Genomic DNA, 17,137 nt, shown 5'->3' with positions numbered 1-17,137 from the left:
TGCGGAACGCCCGCTTTCCGCCGAACGATCGAGGTCCGTTCCTATTTTTACGGATGCGCGCTTGAACGGCATGCATCGCTGGAGGGAATCTAGTCTGTCCGCTCGATCGCGCGGGTCGTCGGGGTCTTCATCGACTCACCCGCGTTCATTACAGCTAGGTCGTCCCGCCCGCCAACACGCTTAGGCATCAGCGGTGCCGAGAGCGTCACGCGCCTCAGAAAGGCACGCGCGATAGCGGACCTTGAGCGCCTCGGGCGCAATGACTTCGACGTGGGCTCCCCATGTGAAGAGGTGCCACGCCATCTCTGTCAAACCAGATGCCGTGAACGAGACGGTTACCCGCCCGGCCGCGTCCTCGCTGACCCGCTGATCGCGATGAAACCGGAAGCCGCGCACGTCGGCGGCGACTGCCGCCGAAAAGCGCCAAACCACGTCGAAGCGCTCGCCGTCCCAGAACGCACCGAACGAGCGGGCGGCGAAGGCCTGGAGGTCGAACCCCTCGTCGCGCACGAACCCGATCTCCATTGGGGTGAGACGTTCGATGTTGCCGATCGCGTACAACCGATGCTCACACACCTCCGGGTGCGGATTGAAGCCGACGAGGTAGGCGCGTGACCCGGTGAGGAAACCGTAGGGGTGCAGTAGCGGGAAGGAGCGCTCGGCCGTGTCGCGGCGGCGGTAGACGAGCCGAACCACGCGGTTGGCGAGAAACGCGTCCCGCAGCCCCGCGACGATGGCCGGTTCGAGGCTCTCCTCCGGACCCGGTCTCACGACCGCGCCCGTCCCCCGCAGCAAGTCAGAGAGATCTCCCTCAACCGGACGCCACGCCCCACGCGTCTGCGCCGCCTCAAGCTTCAACGCGAGGCTAGTCAGTCGCTCGGCCTCAAGGCGCAGACCCTGATGCCGGGCGCGCTCCGCGGCGAGGCGTAGTTCCAAGAGTTCGTCGCGACTCGGTGGTTGCAGCGTCGCCAACCGCCCCGCGGGTACACGCCAGCGCTTGGTGCCGTCGTCAAGGACCTCCTCTCGCATCGCGTCCGGCATGAGCCGGTGCAGGGCGTCGCGCAGGCGCTCGGCTGTGCGCCGGCCAACGCCCAGCAGGGTGGCCATCTCGTCGAGCGTCAAACCAACCCGTGCATCGGCCAGTGCCAGGCCGAGTGTCAGCAGCCGCTCGGCTGGGGCGTACCGCCTGCTCATCTCGTCTCCCCGCGCGTGCCGGCCCGATGTCCCAGATCGAAGGATAACAGGTTCGCCAACGGCTGGTGGTCCCGCGCGTGCTTTTCGAGCGCGAGCGCCATGAGTTGGGCGGTTTTGCCGATCGCGGACTGGTGACGGGGCGCACCTTCGATCAAGCTAGTAAAGCTCTCCGCACGGGGGCACGGGAGCAACCGAGATGCGCGTGAGACTTCTCGGCGAGTGGATCCTCCTCCTGATCTCCGCACTCGCTCTCGTCGGGAGTGGCCTGCCCCTTGTGCCGCGCGCACGGACGGCCGCGCGGTTGCTCGCCGTGGCCGAGAATCCCCCGGCGATTGCCGCTATTCGGCTGCCGCAAGTGCTCACCCTCGAACGGGTCGAGGCCGAAATCGATGCGGCGATCGCCGCCGAGGACGACGACCTTGCTCAGAGCTTTCTTGATCTTGCCGACGCACATGGGGTCGCGGTCGACCCAGACCGCCGTGCGCAAGTCGCCGCGATGCGGAGTGAGGGGACCTATCGCGCGGCCCGGGCCTTTGCAACGGGGGTGGCCACCGGCGAGGCCAAGACCGCCGCCGGACTCGCGGGCGTGCTTGTGGCCGACCTCTCGGGGCTCGGCGACATCCGGGACATCGCGCGCGAGGGACCGATCTGCGCACGGGGCGAGGCTTGCGACACCCTAGTGTTGGGGCTGGCCATTGCGGGGCTAGCGACGAACGCGGCGACTATCGCGAGCGCAGGCGCCGCCACACCGCTGCGCGCCGGCGTGACCATTCTAAAGACGGCACGCAAACTTGGGCGCCTCCCCGCGCCGCTCGCGGCCGCGCTGATACGCATGGTACGCGCTGCCGTCGACCCAGAGGCGGTACGTGTCCTGGTCCGGGCGGGGGGACGCCTTGATGCTGCGGGCTTGACCGCGGGAGCTCGGTCAGCGGTCCGACCCGATGCGCTGCGGGGCCTGCGCGACCTCGGCGGCAACGTCTACGGCCTCTACACTGCGGCGGGTCCCCGGGGCGTGCTGCAGGTCCTCGGGATTGCCCACACCCCCGGGGAGATCGCACGGGCGGAGCGCTTGGCACTGCGCTTCGGCTCACGGACGCGCGCGACGCTCAAGCTTCTCGACCGCGCCGCCCTCGTCCTAGGCCGTGAAGTGGCGGCGCTCATGCGAACGGCTCTTTTCGCGCTCGCCTGGGTGTTCGGGCTGGCTCTGTTCTGCCGGCAACTGGGCACAGCCCTGGGACGGCGGCTGTGGCAGCGCCCTACCTCAATCCGTCTCAAGCCCATGTCCGGTTCTGTCGTAAGCACTGCCCAAAGTCGGCCCGGACGGAATGCATTGGATCCCCCAGAGGCCGGCCGCGCCGAACCGGTGGGCATCGGGGGCCCATAGTTACCCGTTGCGCTGGACCCACCCGGATCACGACACATGCCCGACATCGACCCAGCTTTGCACATGATATCGGCTGGCCCGATCATCGGACGCTACGGACCGACCCGGGCGTGGGAGGCGTCGGGTCCTTGCAACGCTCACAATGCGGGGGTCCGGATCGTGGCGATCGGCGGGCCCCTGCCAGATTGGGCCGCGCCGACGACCACGCCTGTCGCGGAGGACAAGACCGAACTGATGGTGGTGCACGGGCCGCTATCGCGTGGCGCCGCGAGGGCGGACGGGCATCGCTCTGATGCACCCGCGCCCAAGCTGCTGCTCATCGTGTGTGATGAGACGCTCGTGGACTGTTCCCTCGACGCGCAAGAGTGCACGACGGCGGTCGTGCGCGTGTCCACGAGCCCGCACGACCGTGATACCGTGGCACAGGCCCTTGCCGCCTGCGCCCACGGCAACGGGCTGCTTATCGGGACGGATGCCAGGGATCTGCAGCGCGTGGCGGGCGTCGAGCCAGGCTTGCCGGGACGCGGGCGCGCAATCGTTATTCCCGGCCGCGCGGACGCCGAGCGCAGGATCGGCGGTGGCCAAGCTGACCGCCGCGGGATTTGATGGCGGCCGCCTGATGGTCCAGCTCGTCGCCGCGCCGGACGCTGCCGCCATCGATCTCGCCGCGCTCGACGCCTGCGCAGCCGCCGTCATCCAGTGGGATGCCGATTGTGACTGGATCCTCTCATGCGCCATGACCGACCGCACCGCGATGGTGATCGTCGCCTTCAACCAGCCTGCCCCGGTCCAAGCCTACCCGTCCGCGGGACCACTGCCGGATCGCTCCCCGTGAGCCGTGCCATGGCCGAGGATCCTAGCCGATGTGCGCGGAACAGGCTTCCTGAGCAGGACTTTTCCGCTTTCGTCGAGGAACTCTACCTCACGTACCTGCGCCGCCACTGCGCCTGGGGGAATCCAGCGCGCATCTCGCACGACGTGTGGGCGTGGAGGCCCGATCCGTGCCGCGCGCAGATCGGTGCAGCCGCGGTACAAGTCTTTAAGGAGCGGGTCGAGGCTGCTGCGCGTGCGATCCCGCTCGAGCGCAAGCGGGGCGGGATGACCTATGCGGCCGAGGCCCGGCGCCTTTATGATGCGCTCGCGGCGGTGCTGGCCGGCGAGGCCCACGCGCCCGCGGATTTAGGGCCGTGCTCCACGTTCGCGCTGGCTCGTGTCGAGGGGATCTGGAAGATCGGTTTGGTCAAACCGCACACTGATGCTGCGGATCTTGCAACCGCGACGGAGCCTCCCGCGATCCGGTCCATGCCCGCCCGGCAGACCAGCCGGCGCGAGGCCCTAGGCTTTGCCGCCTTCGTGCCCGGTGCGCTTCTCGCCCAATATATTCCTACCACCGCAGCATCAGGTGAGCCAACCAGTGCCGTTGCTGTTCCGGATTCGGTGGCTCGAATGGCCGGCATCCTGCGCGATCTCGAGGGTCTCCCGTGGCGGGACCGATACCCGCTGCAGCGCGTGCTGGGACGGGATGCACGGGAGCATTACGTGGCCAACAGCGATGCCGACGCGCGCCTACGCGAACTCGGCATCGGACCGTTCACAAGCGCCGGTGCTCTCATCCGCCGGCTGGTCGGGACACTGACAGTCGCGGACGATCGGCTCGTACGCGAGGCGTGTGCCTGGGAGGACATCGCCCAAGCGGACCATGCCGATCACATCCGCTACCACGCCACGACAGCGGATCAGCTGATTGCACGCCTGCAACGGTACGCGGCGACGGGGACGCACTGGGCCGGTCTCCATGCTGGTTCGGGCTGGACTTGGAACGCCCTGGTGTCCTGCGCGTGCTTCGATCTACTCAACTTCGCGAAATCGCTGGATCAGCGCGAGGCGTGCGTCCGCGAGGCCGGTGATCCGCTCACGTTCCCAGCTGAGCGGCAGGTGGCGCTCGACCCTTTCCTGTTCCGCCAGTGCTGGTTCGGTTCGGCCCTGATCCGCCCAACGTTGTGTGCGTGGCTTGCGCCACACGCGGGCAAGCAGATCCCGGCATCCACAAGGCTAACCTACGTCTGCCTACTCGACCAAGGGCCCGATCCTCCGTCATGAGCCATTTCGATCAGCTCAGACATCCCGCAAGAAGGCGTCACCCCAAGGCCGGTGCACACGATTAAGCGCGCCTTCCGGAGCTTCGTCCGATTTTGTCGTGCGTTGAGTTGGTCGTCTGCGTTGCCAACCGGCGCGACCGCGTTTCGGTATCTCCCCTCCAAAGCAGCAAGGTTGTTATGACCGATCGCCTATTCGATGGAACCTCCGTGCAAGGCCTGAACCTCCTTGCATTTCTCGACTGGGCGCGCAGCTCAAACGCCGTCCTGCGCGCTGGCCTCGGCGGGGGCGGTGCGGCGGATGGAGGCACGGACGAGTCCATCCAACGCTTTGGGCTCCTCGCTCTGCCGCCGGTCCAGCGCAGCGCGGTCTGGCGCCCTAAACAGGTGGTCGACCTCTGGGACTCGCTGTTGCGCGGCCTGCCGATCGGCAGCTTCTTCTTGATGGCTCGCGGCTCGGATGATGTCGCGCACGGCCGGGACTTCGGCAGCGACGGCCGGATCGCGCCGATTGCGCGGGCGGGTTTCGACCTGTTTGACGGGCAGCAGCGGACGCGGGCCATGCTGCTTGGCGTCTGCGGCCCCGACCTCGACCGCCGCTGCCTCTGGATAGACCTAGCGCCGGGGGCCAAGCACAGGCTCCATCTGACCTCCGCGAGCCAACCGTTCGGGTACGAACCGTCCACCGGGCAGAAGCTCTCCCGTTCGGATCGGGCGAAGGCGAGGGCTAACTTCGAAGGTGATGTCGCTCTCACGGTCGCGCCCGGCGGGGTTGGCGAGACTCGAGCCGCCTACGATCACGAGATCTTCGACCTCCTCCTTGCCGAACCGGACGGCCAGCGGGATCTGCCCCGGCCATACAAGGCATCCGGCTGCACCTATCGTCTCGACGAGTTGCTCGCCGCCTGGCGCGCTGCTCACGTCTCGACCGGCACGGGCGCGGACGGGCTTGCGAGGCTCATCGCAGCGCGGGCACTGGGCGAGGACACCCGGCCGGCGCTGGCGGAGCTCGCTACCGAGTTCGAGCGCGTCGCGGATGGCGAAGTCGCGCTGATGCACATCGATCCGCGCCGCTTCGCCGGCGGCGGGGAGGCTGCCCATGAGAGCCTGCTGATGCTCTTCGATCGGATCGGTGCGGGCGGGACGCCGCTAACGAACGACGAGCGGCTGTTCTCCATCCTCAAGCACCACGACCCGCGCGTACACAATGCGGTGCTCGAGATTCACGCGGCGGTCGGTCGGGTCATGGCCCCGACGAAGATTGTCGTCACGGCCCTGCGCATCGCGAACGCGCTGAGTTCCGCCAGCGCGACTGGCCTCCCGGACGTCGCTGGGTTCGCACGCACGATGAGCGAGCGGGCCCTGGAGACGGCGCCGTTTCGGGACGCGCTGTCGCAGCTAATCCCGACGAACGGCGAGGCGGCGCGGTTGGCCGACTCGGCGCTCCTAACCCAGGCGTTCCGCGCAGCGTGCACGCTGCTTGAATACGCGCCCGTCTCCAACGCGACCGTCGCCGGATCGAACCAGAACGGTTTGCCGCGTGCCGCCCTCGTCGAATTGCCGACGGAGTTGTGGCAGGTTATCCTGTTCTGGGTAGTGCGTGGGCTACGCGCCGGGCGAACCGCTGCGGACCTTGGCTCGGCGCGCTCGGAGTTGCTCCGCTTTGCACTCTTCTGGCGCCAGTGCGTCTATAACGACGGGCGGGCGGCCGCTTGGTCGCTCAAGGTGCTGCAAGAGCACCAGCAAACCTGCGAATTTCCCGGTCGGCATCTCTACCGGCTGTTCATCGGCGACGTCGACGGGGAGCGCTGCGCAAACCGCCTGCTCCCCGCCGACGTGATGACACGCTTCCTCGTCGCGGACCCGCCGGTGCCGGCCTGGCGCTCGGCGCAGGAGCGCTTCGCGCGCGATGAGGCGCCAGTCGGCTACGAGGCACTTGCATCTGCTTGGTGGTGGTCCGCACGAAAGATGCTGCCCTGGCTGCAGCGCGACTACGTAGCGTCCGCATTCCCGCACTACGATCCGCTCTCGGACCGGGACGACGATCTCCCTTACGATCTCGACCACCTGTGCCCCCAGGCCGATTGGGGCGCGCACTGGGCCGGGCTGAGCGGCCGGATCGAAGCCTCGGCGGGCATCGCGAGGGCGATGTGGGGATGGCGCAGCCTTCTCGGCAACGGGATCGGCAACATGCGGATCGTTGACGCCTCGATAAACCGGGGCGATGGCGACGCCCCGCTGCCGTCTAAGGTGCCGTACCTCGCCGATGCCGCCCTCACGGCGGAGGGCGCGGCAGCCATGGCGGCGATGGCGCTGGTTCCAGCTGAGCGCGGGCTGTGGCTCGCCGCGTCGACGCCCGGTGACCGCTGGGACGAAACGCGTCTCGCCGCGTTCCAGAGCGCCGTCGAACGGCGGTCCGCTGAGCTGTATCGTCGGTATTTCGAAGAGCTTGAATTCGCCATCTGGCTGCAAGGGAACGGGATAGAGCAGAACGTCTCACCGAACACAAAGCCTAACGCATGAGTGTGGGATACGGGCAAAATGCTGGCGCGACCCATGGCAAGCGCTTGACGTCATATCAGTGAGGCATGCCGCGCAGCGGGGGGGACGAACCCCTTCGCACACGCTTCATTGTCCGTTCGGTGACACGTCGGAGTTCTCGTCGAGTGACCAGCCATCCCTCACGAGAGCTTCGACGCTATCGTAGGCGCTGACCTCACCGAACTGCTCGCTCACAAGGCGCATCCGGCCGTTCAGGTTGTCCTCAGCCGACAGTGTGCCGATCTGACCCGACGTATGTTTGAACGCGAGCGAGCCGCCGCCGTCGACATCGAAGGCCATGATAGCGGCGGTGGTACCCCATAAACGTGCTTCCTCGCCCTGTTCGGTCGGCTGCGGCTTGGCTCGCTCGCCGGTCCCGCTCATGGCCTGCGCCCCAGCGCCGCCTGTTCGCGCCCCTGTTCGAGATCAAGGCATCCGAACCCGCGCCCCCAGGGCTCTTCCCAAGTCGGCTTCGTTGCGGGGGGAGCGTGGTCCAACAGCTTCTTTGCGATGAGTTCGCCAACCGCCTCGAAGCCCGAGGGTTCCATGGCACCGGAGAGCTGCTCCTCGAATTCGTCGGAATCAAGATAAACCGTCACCCCGTAGGCCGCCTCCAGCGCCGCCTTGATCTTACCGGACAGGACCGCGCCGTCGGTCCCGTCCGGGGCGTCCCAGTACGGTCTGCAGATGCGATCGACCTCTGCCTGGATCGTCTTCCGCTTGTCCCGGAGGACAAACTCACGCGCTCTGGCAACACCCATCCTGATGTTCTCCTTAATCAAAAAACCCGATCGGGCGACGCACCGTTCCGGGCTTGACCGCTACCTCCGCGGCCAGGAGCCGGAGGAGGGGTTCTGGCTCACGCTCCCCCAGCACCGCCGCCTTGCGCGCCACCAGCGCGAAATCCCCCGCCGTCAGAAGATCGAGGCGGTCGAGCCCGCCAGGCGGCTCGGCCCCGAAAAAACGCTGGAATGCGGCTCGCGCCTGATTCCGGTCCATCGGCTGGAACGCCACCTTGAACAGGAAGCGCCGCATGGTCGCGGGGTCAAGGCTCTCGATGAGGTTCGTCGTGCAGGCGAACGGGTGCTGGGCAGCCTCCATATGCGCGAGCATCTCGTTGACCTGGCTAACCTCCCAGCTGGTCCGGGCCCCGGTGCGGTCGCGCAGCAGCGAGTCGGCCTCGTCGATTATGAGCATCGCGCCACGCTCGGCAGCCTCACTAAAGGCCGCTGCAATCGCCTGCTCGGTGCCCCCGACCCACATCGACAGGAGATCGGAGGCCTTGCGCTCGATCACGTCGACCCCAAGGCACCGGGCCAGGTGGCGGGCGTAGGCGCTCTTGCCCGTGCCGGGCAGGCCGTGAAAGCAGAAGGACAGCGCCTGGCCTGGGCAGGCTGCCACACGCTCGGCTAGGTGCGCGAGGTCGAGGTTGGCCGAGGACAAGGTGGGATCGAACTGCGCGGCGGTGCCCGGCGGCCGAGCCGCGCGCCCGGCCAGGGTCTGCTGGACCGAGCGCGCGGCGAGGCTCGCCGCCTGCACCCCGCCGCCGGTGAGCTGCGCCACCCGCAGGCCGCCGTCGAGGATGGCCGGGGCGGCCTCGATGGCAGCGAGGTCGTCGAGGTCGCTAGGAGGGAGCGCCAAGCCGCGCCGCTCGGCGAGGCGCCCGAGCATGACCCGGCGCCGCGCACGGCCGGGCTCCGGCATTTGGATCGCTAGGGCCATCCGCCGCATCACTGCCGGCCCGAGACGCTCGGGGTGGTTGGTAATCCACAGCGTCGGCGCCTCGGTGGTCTCGACAAGGCGGTTCATGAACACTTTGGACCCCCGGCGCTTTCCAGCGTCGTCCTCGTCAACGCCCGTGAAGATGTCGTCGGCTTCATCCACCACAAGCACCATGCGGCCGGCGTGGGTAGCGAGTGCGCGAGCAACCGCGAAGGCCGCGATGCGGTCCTGGCGGTTAGGTTCGGCGTCGAGCTCGTCAGCCTCCCCCACGAAGCAGGCCCGTGCGCCTAGGCGCTCGGAGAGCGCGCGGGCGAACTCGGTCTTGCCAGTGCCTGGCGCGCCGTGCACGAGCACGTTCACGCCCCTGCGACGGCGGGAAAGGGCGGCGCCGACGAGTGACTGGGCAAGCCCACACAGCTCACCGAGGTGCGCGAAGTCCTCCCAGGCAAGACCGGCCGGCGTAGAGCGCCCCAGCAGCGCGTTGCGCAGCGCCTCGTCGCCGCTCGCGCTGAGCCGCGCGATGTGCATCACCGTGCGTGATGGCGCGAAATCGCCCCCGTTGCGGTCCTCGATGAGGCCGAGCAGGCGCAGAGGGCGCGACGGCTTTAGTCGCTGGCGCACTCTCTCGACGGGATCTGCCAGCAGCGCCGAGAGGCCGGCAACGTTGATTTCGTCCCGAGCCGCATGCGATCCACTCGCGGCGCAAGCCAAGCTGTGAACAGCGCGAAACAGCGCCGCGCGGACTGCGAGCTTGAGGATTGCGCCGTCGGGGGCCGGTAGGCAAAGTGTGCGACACAGCCACGCCAAGCGTCGCTCGAGCCCTGACGGGGTCATGCTGCGGCGGGCGCCTAGGGTCGCGACCGCGGGTCTTAGCGCAGTCCATGTGCGCGCCTCGATTTCGCCCAGGCCAAGCTCGACGTCAACGCGGTCCAGCGGCGGCAGTGGGGGGCATTCAAGGCGTCCGGCATTGTCGACGAACCAAGCGACGATGGCACGGCTCGGGGTCGCCCTAGTTCGCCACGAGCGCTCCGGCTGCAGCAGGGCGGTGTGGGCGTACAGGCGCAGTTGAAGCAGATCGTGGCGGGTCATCGGGGCCTCTCGAACCGTGTGAGAGAGCAACACCATGCCTACGTCAAAACCGGGCGCATGAACCGCGCCGAACGTCCGCTCTTCCGCTTCGCAAGCCACAGAGCGGACAAACTGCTTTCGGCTAGATGTTTGATCCCAGGGTTTGATGGTGCATTCTTCACGTTGGAGTGGAGGGACGCGCTATGGGCCAGGTTCTTCACGGCAGCGCCACGACGACTGAGGCAGTCCGTCGAGCGATCCAGCATAGTCAAGCGAGCCTGAGGGCGCTCTCGTAGCGTTACGGGATCAACCAGAAGACAGTTGCCAAGTGGAGGCAGCGGACCTCGGTCGCCGACCAGCGCACGGGTCCGAAGGATCCGCGTTCGACGGTGCTGTCACCCGAGGACGAGGCGGTCGTCGTAGCCTTTCGCCGTCATACACTCCTACCGCTTGACGATTGCTTCTACGCGCTCCAGGCCACGATCCCGCACCTGACCCGCTCGTCGCTTCACCGCTGCCTGCAGCGCCACGGCATCAGCCGATTGTCTGAGGTTGACGGCGACAAGCCGAAGCGGTCGCGCTTCAAGGCCTACCCGCTCGGCTACTTCCACATCGACCTGGCTGAGGTTCACACAGCCGAAGGGCGGCTCTACCTGCTCGTCGCCATCGACCGCACGACCAAGTTCGCCTTCGCGGAACTGCATGGACGAGCAACGCGGAGGGTGGCAGGCGACTTCCTCCGCCATCTCATTGAGGCCGTGCCCTACAAGGTGCACACCGTACTCACCGACAACGGCACCCACTTCACCACGCCCGGCAACATCGCCTCGGCCGCTTCCATCATCAAGGAGGCGATTGCAGCCGGCGAGACATTCCGGGCCCACAGCTTCGAGTCCGCCTGCGCCCGTAACGATATCGACCATCGTCTGACCAAGCCGCGGCACCCCTGGACCAACGGTCAGGTCGAGCGGATGAACCGCACGATCAAGGACGCGACGGTCAAACGCTATCATTAGGACAGCCACACGCAGTTGCGCGCTCATTTGGCCGACTTCGTCAGCGCCTACAACTTCGCTCGCCGCCTGAAGACGCTGCGTGGCCTCACGCCCTACGAGGCCATCTGCAAGGCATGGTCCGCCGAACCCGGCAGATTCAGGTCAAATCCGCCCCACCAAATGCCGGGACCAAACATCTAATTTAAGCTGTGTAGGTGCGGCTTACTCAACGTTTGCTCTCAGAAATCTCGGCGAAAAATGCGAATGACCGGGTCGGATGCGGAACGTCCGCTTCTGGGCAGGCGGCCAACTTCTACTTATGACGCAATTCAGTCGCGAGTCGCTGAGTCCCGAAGCGTCCACTTACAGAATGCTGCCGAGTTCGATCGGTTGGCGGCATTGAGTCCGAACCGCGAAAGATCACCTAAAAGTCATTGGTCAACAACCGATGATGTTACATAGCGTAGCTTTTTTGTCCCGCGACGCGGCCGCAGCAGGGCCGTAGCGAACGCTAATTTGAGAAGGCTGCGGAAGTAGAGGATATCGCGACGGGATGGTAGCTATATGGTTGCTAGTGCGTTTATCAAAACTAGCGACCAGCAACTAAGCCGTTGAAAAGATTGGTGAGCGCGCTGGGACTCGAACCCAGGACCTACAGATTAAAAGTCCGTTGCTCTACCAGCTGAGCTACGCGCTCGCTTGCTCGGTGGGCCGGTCCCGATGGGGATCGGGCTGCCCGTTGGTGCAAGCGTGGCTCGCAATAGGGGGTTGGAGTGGAGGGGTCAACCGGTGCCGCGCTTGGCAATGTCATCGCGACGGTTTGGCTCGGGCTGCGCCGGAGGGGTGTTTGGCTTTTGCTGGGTAGGCCTTCCGTCTTGGATCGCCCTGAACGCGGGAATGCCCGTGTCATGATCCTCTCGGCGGTCTGGTAAACGGACAGCGCGGCCGGGGGGCGTCCTGCCGCCCTCGATGGCGACCGTCCCGCCACTCCCGCGGAAATGGTGTCGACTTCGCCCGGGGCCCTACCAAACCGCGTGCCGGCACCCTTGAAGGTGATATCAGCGGGAGACGGTTTCGTCGGCGCGCTCGGCCTCGGCGCGCGCCCAGCCCTCGCGGGTCTCATCGCAGAAATCGGCGAGACGACCCGCGGCGATCGCCGCACGCATCCCTGCCATCAAGTCTTGGTAATAGGACAGGTTGTTCCATGTCAGCAGCATCATGCCCAGGATCTCGTCGGTGCGGACGAGGTGGTGGAGATAGGCACGGGAATAGTCCCTCGCGGCGGGGCATGACGACGTTTCGTCCAGCGGTCGCGTATCCTCGCCGTGCCGGGCGTTGCGCAGGTTTATCCGGCCATGGCGTGTATAGGCTAGGCCATGGCGGCCGGCGCGGGTGGGCATCACGCAGTCGAACATGTCGATGCCGCGCATCACCGAGCGCATCAGGTCGTCGGGCGTGCCGACTCCCATGAGGTAGCGCGGCTTGCCAACCGGGAGATGCGGCTCCACCGTCTCGATCATGGCCAGCATCACGGCCTGCGGCTCGCCCACCGCCAGGCCACCGATGGCGTAGCCCTTGAGATCGAGATCGGCCAGGGCCCTGGCGCTCTCCACCCGCAGGTCGGGCAGGTCGCCGCCCTGGACGATGCCGAACATTGCCTTGCCCGGCTTTTCGCCGAAGGCGATCCGGCAACGCTCGGCCCAGCGTAGGGAGAGGCGCATGGCGCTCTCGATGGCCGCTCGCTCTGCGGGAAGCCGAACGCATTCGTCGAGCTGCATCTGGATGTCGGAGCCGAGCAGCCCCTGAATCTCGATGGAGCGCTCCGGGCTCATATGGTGGCTCGACCCGTCCACATGCGAGCGGAAGGTCACGCCCTGCTCGTCGAGCTTTCTCAGGGCGGAGAGCGACATCACCTGGAAACCGCCCGAATCGGTGAGGATCGGGTGCGGCCAGTTCATGAAACGGTGGAGGCCGCCGAGCCGCTCCATCCGCTCCGGGCCGGGACGCAGCATCAGGTGATAGGTGTTGCCGAGCACCACGTCGGCGCCGAGATCCCGGACCTGGCCCGGATACATCGCCTTGACCGTCGCCGCGGTCCCCACGGGCATGAAGGCCGGGGTACGGATCGTCCCCCTCGGCATCGAGATTGCACCGGTGCGGGCCTGTCCGTCGGTGGCGTCGACGCGGAAGCCGAAGTGGTCGGATGTAGCGTTTCGGAGGGAGGCAGTGTCGGACATGGGCCAGGTCTTTAAAGCTCCGCGCCGCAAAACGGAAACATGCGAGCCTCCTACAGGCGGTCGGTCATCAGCACAGTCCGGAAGCTGACCGCGCCTCTGGTCGCCACTGCCGACCGGCGCTATCGCATCCTCCCATTATCCGGAGATTCCGAGCGGGATTTGTCCGTCCCGGCCGACTCACCAAACGACCGCGAGGGATAGCGATGCTCATGGGGATCTGGCTCGATCAGCCGCTAGCACTGATCATCGGCATACTCGCAAGCCTGTTCGCCGGCATCTCGATCGTCTTGATCGTCCTGACGAACGTGCCCGCCACGCGGGCGCATCTGTTGAACAATGTCGGCGGCATCGTCGCGTCGTTCTTCAGTTCGATCGGCATCCTGCTCGCCCTGCTCACCGGCTTCGTGGCGAACGATGCCTGGGAGCGGCAGGGCAAGGCATCGCGGATCGTCCAGACCGAGCGGGCGAACCTGATCGCCGCCTACGACCTCAGCGAGGCCACCGTCTCGGACATGTCGGACATCCAGAAGGCGCTCCTCGCCTACGCGAATGCGGTGATCACCGACGAATTTCCGAAGATGGGAACGGGGACGGCGTATTCCAGCCAGGCGGGCGCGGCCCTCAGCGCGCTCATGAAGATGGTCGCCGACCCGGTGCACACCACGGCGTCCGGTGCCGTCGCTCACACCGCGCTGATGACCACGATCATGAATCTTCGCGAAGCTCGGGGCGAGCGGCTCGCCCTGAGCGCCAGCAAGAACGACGATTCGAAATGGCTGACGTTGCTGTTCCTCTGCACGCTGACGCTGATCTCCATCGGTATCGTCCATGTGGACAAGCCGCGCGCCCAGGTGATCACGCTCGCCATCTTCTCCACGGCGATGGTGGGAACGCTCTGTGTCATCGCGCTCCACGAGCGGCCCTTCGATGGTCCCTTCGCCATCGGGCCCGAAGCGTTCGAGCGGGCTAAAAGCATGATGACGACGCACCAGGAATGACCGGCCTGCCGGGGCCGCGCCGCCGTCCCGCTCCTCTCCGCGAGCGTGACACTGCGGGCATCCGCGGGAGGGAGATTATCGCGTCACTCGGATCGGGCTGGAAACAGCAGGCTCGAATCCCCGTACGAATAGAAGCGATAGCCGGCCGCGATGGCATGTGCGTAGGCCGCCCGCATGGTCTCCAGCCCGGAAAAGGCCGAGACCAGCATGAAGAGGGTCGAACGCGGCAGGTGGAAATTGGTCATCAAGGCGTCCACCGCGCGGATGCGGGTGCCAGGCGTGATGAAGATCTCGGTCGGACCGGAGAAGGCATGAAGCCTACCATTCTCGTCCGCCGCGCTCTCGAGCAGGCGCAGCGCCGTGGTCCCCACCGCGACGATGCGGCCTCCCCCGTCTCGCGTCCGGTTGAGAGCATCCGCGGTTTCCTCATCGAGAAAGCCGATCTCGGCATGCATGCGATGGTGGTCGGTATCGTCGGCCTTGACCGGCAGGAATGTGCCCGCCCCCACATGCAGCGTCACGCAATGGCGCAGGATGCCGGCGGCGTCGATCCGTGCCAGGAGCTCGTCGGAGAAATGCAGGCCCGCGGTGGGGGCGGCAACGGCGCCGGCCTGCCGGGCATAGACCGTCTGGTAATCCACCGCGTCCTGCGCGTCAGTGCTGCGCTTGCCCGCGATGTAGGGCGGGAGCGGCAATTCGCCAGCCAGCACGATGGCCTCGTCGAGGGCGGGGCCGGCGAGATCGAAGCGCAGGACGATCTCGCCGCCCTCCCCCTTCTCCGTGATGGTGGCATCGAGAACGCCCAGGGAGCAGGCTGCGCCCTGCTCGCTCTGCCCGAAGCTCACCCTGTCACCGATGGCGAGACGCTTGCCCGGCCGGGCAAAGGCGCGCCATCGGTCGGTTGCCTCGCGCAGGTGCAGCATGGCCTCCATCCGCAGCCCCGGCGATTCCGAGCGGTGACGGATGCCGTGAAGGCGGGCCGGAATCACACGGGTGTCGTTGAAGACGAGGGCGTCGCCCGGCCGCAGCAGGTCGGCGAGATCGCGCACCGCGCGGTCCTCTAGCGCATCGCCCGGCCGGACCACCAGCATTCGCCCGGCATCGCGGGGCTGGGGTGGCCTGAGGGCGATGCTGGATTCGGGCAGATCGAAATCGAAGAGGTCGACGCGCATCGGGCGCCAACAGCACGGTTCAGGGCTCGGGATCAATGGCCGGCGGATCTCCGTCTGGAAAAGTGGGAAGCGGCCGTCGCGCATTGTGGATGCGGGACATAGACATGCAGGACATAGACATGCAGATGACGGCCAAGTCGCCGGAAGGGCCTGACAGGCGAAACCCATATCATCGCCGCTTTTCATGTACCCGCCTTCCTCCACCGGGCCGCACGATTACAGGTCTACGTTGAAAACAACCTTGACCGCGTCGGCGCGAGTCTGCGTTGTGGCCGGCCAAATTGGCTTAGATTCGGTTCGTGCGATGACTGACACCTTCAAGACCGCCCTCCCCAAGGCCAAGGTTCCTCGCCGGCGGATCACGCTGGACTCGCAGTTGATGTCCTACTGGGACCGGGAGGCCCAGCGTCTCGATGTCATGGCGGCCAATGCCCGGTGGGGTTGGATGGCCCGAAGCTACGCGCGCAAGGCCGAGCGCGCGCGCGCGCAGAGCGCCCGCTCTGCCCAGCGAGAGGCGGATCGCGGCGTGGGGGCCGCGCCGGCATCGCAAGAGATCGAACCCCAGACATAGCAGCGACTAAACCCTTCACCGGCGGGTTCAACCTTTGCCGTGGCCTTGTGGATGGGGATGATCGTATGGGCAGGGCGCGCCACGCCCTGCCCCGCCATTCGCCGGGCCCGTCACGGATTCTCACCGGAAATGGACCGCACACAGAAAGCCGCCCTCGCGAGCGCCGGAATCGGCCTTCTCGTGATGGCGATCAAATTCACCGCCTACTGGCTCACAGGCAGTCTCGCGCTCTATTCGGACGCGCTGGAGAGCATCATCAACGTGGCGGCGGCGGCCTTCGCCTTCATCGCCTTGCGCGTGGCTGCCGCGCCCGCCGACGAGGACCACCAGTTCGGGCACCACAAGGCCGAGTATTTCTCGGCGGTGATCGAAGGGGCCCTCATCATCGTGGCCGCCATCCTCATCCTGCGTGAATCCTATTACGGCCTCCTCGACCCGAAACCCCTTGATGCGCCGATGCTGGGCCTTGCCGTCAGCGCGGTGGGGACGGCGATCAATGCCGCCTGGTCCATGGCGCTCCTGAGTCGCGGCAAGGTCTGGCGCTCGCCCGCCCTGGTGGCCGATGCCCGCCATGTGATGGCGGATGTCTTCACATCCGGTGGCGTTCTGGTCGGCGTCGCCCTGGTGGCCCTCACCGGAACCCTGATCCTCGATCCGCTCATCGCCGGCCTCGTCGCCCTCAACATCCTGTGGTCGGGCTGGACCATGGTGCGCGATTCCGTGAGCGGCCTTCTCGACAAGGCGGCTCCGGCCGAGATGGTGACCCAGATCCGCGCCCTGATCTCGGAGCATGGCGAGGGGGCGCTGGAGGCGCATGACGTGCGCACACGGCATGCCGGACAGGCGACCTTCATCGATTTCCACCTCGTGGTGCCCGGCGAGATGACCGTGAAGGACTCGCACGACATCTGCGACCGGCTCGAGAGTGCCATCGAGGGCGCCATCGCGGGGGCCGTCGTCGTCATCCATGTGGAGCCGGCCGAGCATGCCAAGGGCCGCGGCGTGCCGGTGGTGTAGGGGCGCGCCTCCCCCGGAATGCGCGAAAATCCACCGCCACGCGCACCGTCGTTCGAGCGTCATCCGACCCCCCTAATGTCCGCCACGGCCGGTGATTTGACGTCCGCTCGTCCGCGGACGCGTCCGGCCGAGGATGAGACCG

The 17,137-nt window shown here is 66.8% G+C and carries 15 protein-coding genes, 1 tRNA gene and 1 pseudogene; 9 read left to right on the top strand and 8 right to left on the bottom strand.

All coding sequences use genetic code 11. The features are described from left to right. Positions 1–180: 180 nt before the first annotated feature. Together ACYQML_RS15150 and ACYQML_RS15145 are read right to left on the bottom strand one after the other, a co-directional pair. The gene (locus ACYQML_RS15150; RefSeq protein ID WP_461233255.1) at positions 181–1,194 is read right to left on the bottom strand and encodes a helix-turn-helix transcriptional regulator; all 1,014 of its coding nucleotides are present in this window, start codon (positions 1,192–1,194) and stop codon (positions 181–183) included. Further along, positions 1,191–1,349: a hypothetical protein gene (locus tag ACYQML_RS15145; RefSeq protein WP_461233254.1), complete on the bottom strand. Its 159-nt coding sequence runs from the start codon at positions 1,347–1,349 to the stop codon at positions 1,191–1,193. The genes ACYQML_RS15150 and ACYQML_RS15145 overlap by 4 nt, the downstream gene beginning before the upstream one ends. Positions 1,350–1,390: 41 nt before the next feature. Here ACYQML_RS15145 and ACYQML_RS15140 point away from each other — a divergent pair, with 41 nt between their 5' ends. The 5 genes from ACYQML_RS15140 to ACYQML_RS15120 all read left to right on the top strand — a co-directional run bounded on the left by ACYQML_RS15140 (position 1,391) and on the right by ACYQML_RS15120 (position 7,197). Continuing rightward, a complete protein-coding gene (locus ACYQML_RS15140) occupies positions 1,391–2,578 on the top strand; it encodes a hypothetical protein (RefSeq protein WP_461233253.1) in 1,188 nt (395 codons plus the stop codon). A 36-nt stretch (positions 2,579–2,614) separates the two neighbouring features. Then, positions 2,615–3,184, top strand: coding sequence for a hypothetical protein (locus ACYQML_RS15135; protein ID WP_461233252.1), 570 nt, complete (start codon positions 2,615–2,617; stop codon positions 3,182–3,184). Next, positions 3,156–3,413, top strand: coding sequence for a hypothetical protein (locus ACYQML_RS15130; protein ID WP_461233251.1), 258 nt, complete (start codon positions 3,156–3,158; stop codon positions 3,411–3,413). Before ACYQML_RS15135 ends, ACYQML_RS15130 begins: the two co-directional genes overlap by 29 nt. 8 nt (positions 3,414–3,421) lie before the next feature. Beyond that, positions 3,422–4,678, top strand: a complete 1,257-nt coding sequence (locus tag ACYQML_RS15125; protein ID WP_461233250.1) for a hypothetical protein — start codon at positions 3,422–3,424, stop codon at positions 4,676–4,678. A gap of 176 nt (positions 4,679–4,854) precedes the next feature. Then, a complete protein-coding gene (locus ACYQML_RS15120; RefSeq protein WP_461235734.1) occupies positions 4,855–7,197 on the top strand; it encodes a DUF262 domain-containing protein in 2,343 nt (780 codons plus the stop codon). Between the two features lie 105 nt (positions 7,198–7,302). Here ACYQML_RS15120 and ACYQML_RS15115 read toward each other — a convergent pair whose 3' ends face one another. The 3 genes from ACYQML_RS15115 to ACYQML_RS15105 are packed head-to-tail and all read right to left on the bottom strand — an operon-like array spanning position 7,303 to position 10,026. Continuing rightward, the gene (locus tag ACYQML_RS15115) at positions 7,303–7,599 is read right to left on the bottom strand and encodes a hypothetical protein (protein ID WP_461233249.1); all 297 of its coding nucleotides are present in this window, start codon (positions 7,597–7,599) and stop codon (positions 7,303–7,305) included. Then, on the bottom strand, positions 7,596–7,976 hold the full coding sequence (locus ACYQML_RS15110; RefSeq protein ID WP_461233248.1) for a hypothetical protein: 381 nt from the start codon (positions 7,974–7,976) through the stop codon (positions 7,596–7,598). Before ACYQML_RS15110 ends, ACYQML_RS15115 begins: the two co-directional genes overlap by 4 nt. Before the next feature lie 13 nt (positions 7,977–7,989). Then, entirely contained in the window at positions 7,990–10,026 is a 2,037-nt protein-coding gene (locus tag ACYQML_RS15105) for an AAA family ATPase (protein ID WP_461233247.1), read from the bottom strand. A 182-nt stretch (positions 10,027–10,208) separates the two neighbouring features. Between ACYQML_RS15105 and ACYQML_RS15100 the strand changes: the two are divergent. Next, positions 10,209–11,201 (top strand): annotated as a pseudogene (locus tag ACYQML_RS15100) (IS481 family transposase). Positions 11,202–11,621: 420 nt separating this feature from the next. On the opposite strand, the gene ACYQML_RS15095 reads toward ACYQML_RS15100, so the two are convergent. Next, a tRNA-Lys gene (locus ACYQML_RS15095) sits at positions 11,622–11,697 on the bottom strand. 361 nt (positions 11,698–12,058) lie between these two features. Then, entirely contained in the window at positions 12,059–13,237 is a 1,179-nt protein-coding gene (tgt, locus tag ACYQML_RS15090) for a tRNA guanosine(34) transglycosylase Tgt (RefSeq protein WP_461233246.1), read from the bottom strand. A 203-nt stretch (positions 13,238–13,440) separates the two neighbouring features. Between tgt and ACYQML_RS15085 the strand changes: the two genes are divergently transcribed. After that, on the top strand, positions 13,441–14,235 hold the full coding sequence (locus tag ACYQML_RS15085) for a bestrophin-like domain (RefSeq protein WP_056426483.1): 795 nt from the start codon (positions 13,441–13,443) through the stop codon (positions 14,233–14,235). Positions 14,236–14,318: 83 nt separating this feature from the next. Here ACYQML_RS15085 and queA read toward each other — a convergent pair whose 3' ends face one another. Beyond that, positions 14,319–15,407: a tRNA preQ1(34) S-adenosylmethionine ribosyltransferase-isomerase QueA gene (gene queA / locus ACYQML_RS15080; protein ID WP_461233245.1), complete on the bottom strand. Its 1,089-nt coding sequence runs from the start codon at positions 15,405–15,407 to the stop codon at positions 14,319–14,321. 304 nt (positions 15,408–15,711) lie between these two features. On the opposite strand from queA, the gene ACYQML_RS15075 reads away from it, so the two are divergent. Together ACYQML_RS15075 and ACYQML_RS15070 are read left to right on the top strand one after the other, a co-directional pair. Further along, positions 15,712–15,978 carry a hypothetical protein gene (locus tag ACYQML_RS15075; protein WP_311275524.1) on the top strand — a complete coding sequence of 89 codons (267 nt, stop codon included), beginning with the start codon at positions 15,712–15,714 and terminating at the stop codon, positions 15,976–15,978. 129 nt (positions 15,979–16,107) lie between these two features. Beyond that, entirely contained in the window at positions 16,108–16,995 is an 888-nt protein-coding gene (locus ACYQML_RS15070) for a cation diffusion facilitator family transporter (RefSeq protein ID WP_056426488.1), read from the top strand. The last annotated feature ends 142 nt before the right edge of the window (positions 16,996–17,137 follow it).

It is taken from the genome of Methylobacterium sp. CM6244 (assembly GCF_054817885.1).
Note: the sequence above shows the minus strand (reverse complement) of the source record. Positions and strands in the feature narration are given on the sequence as shown.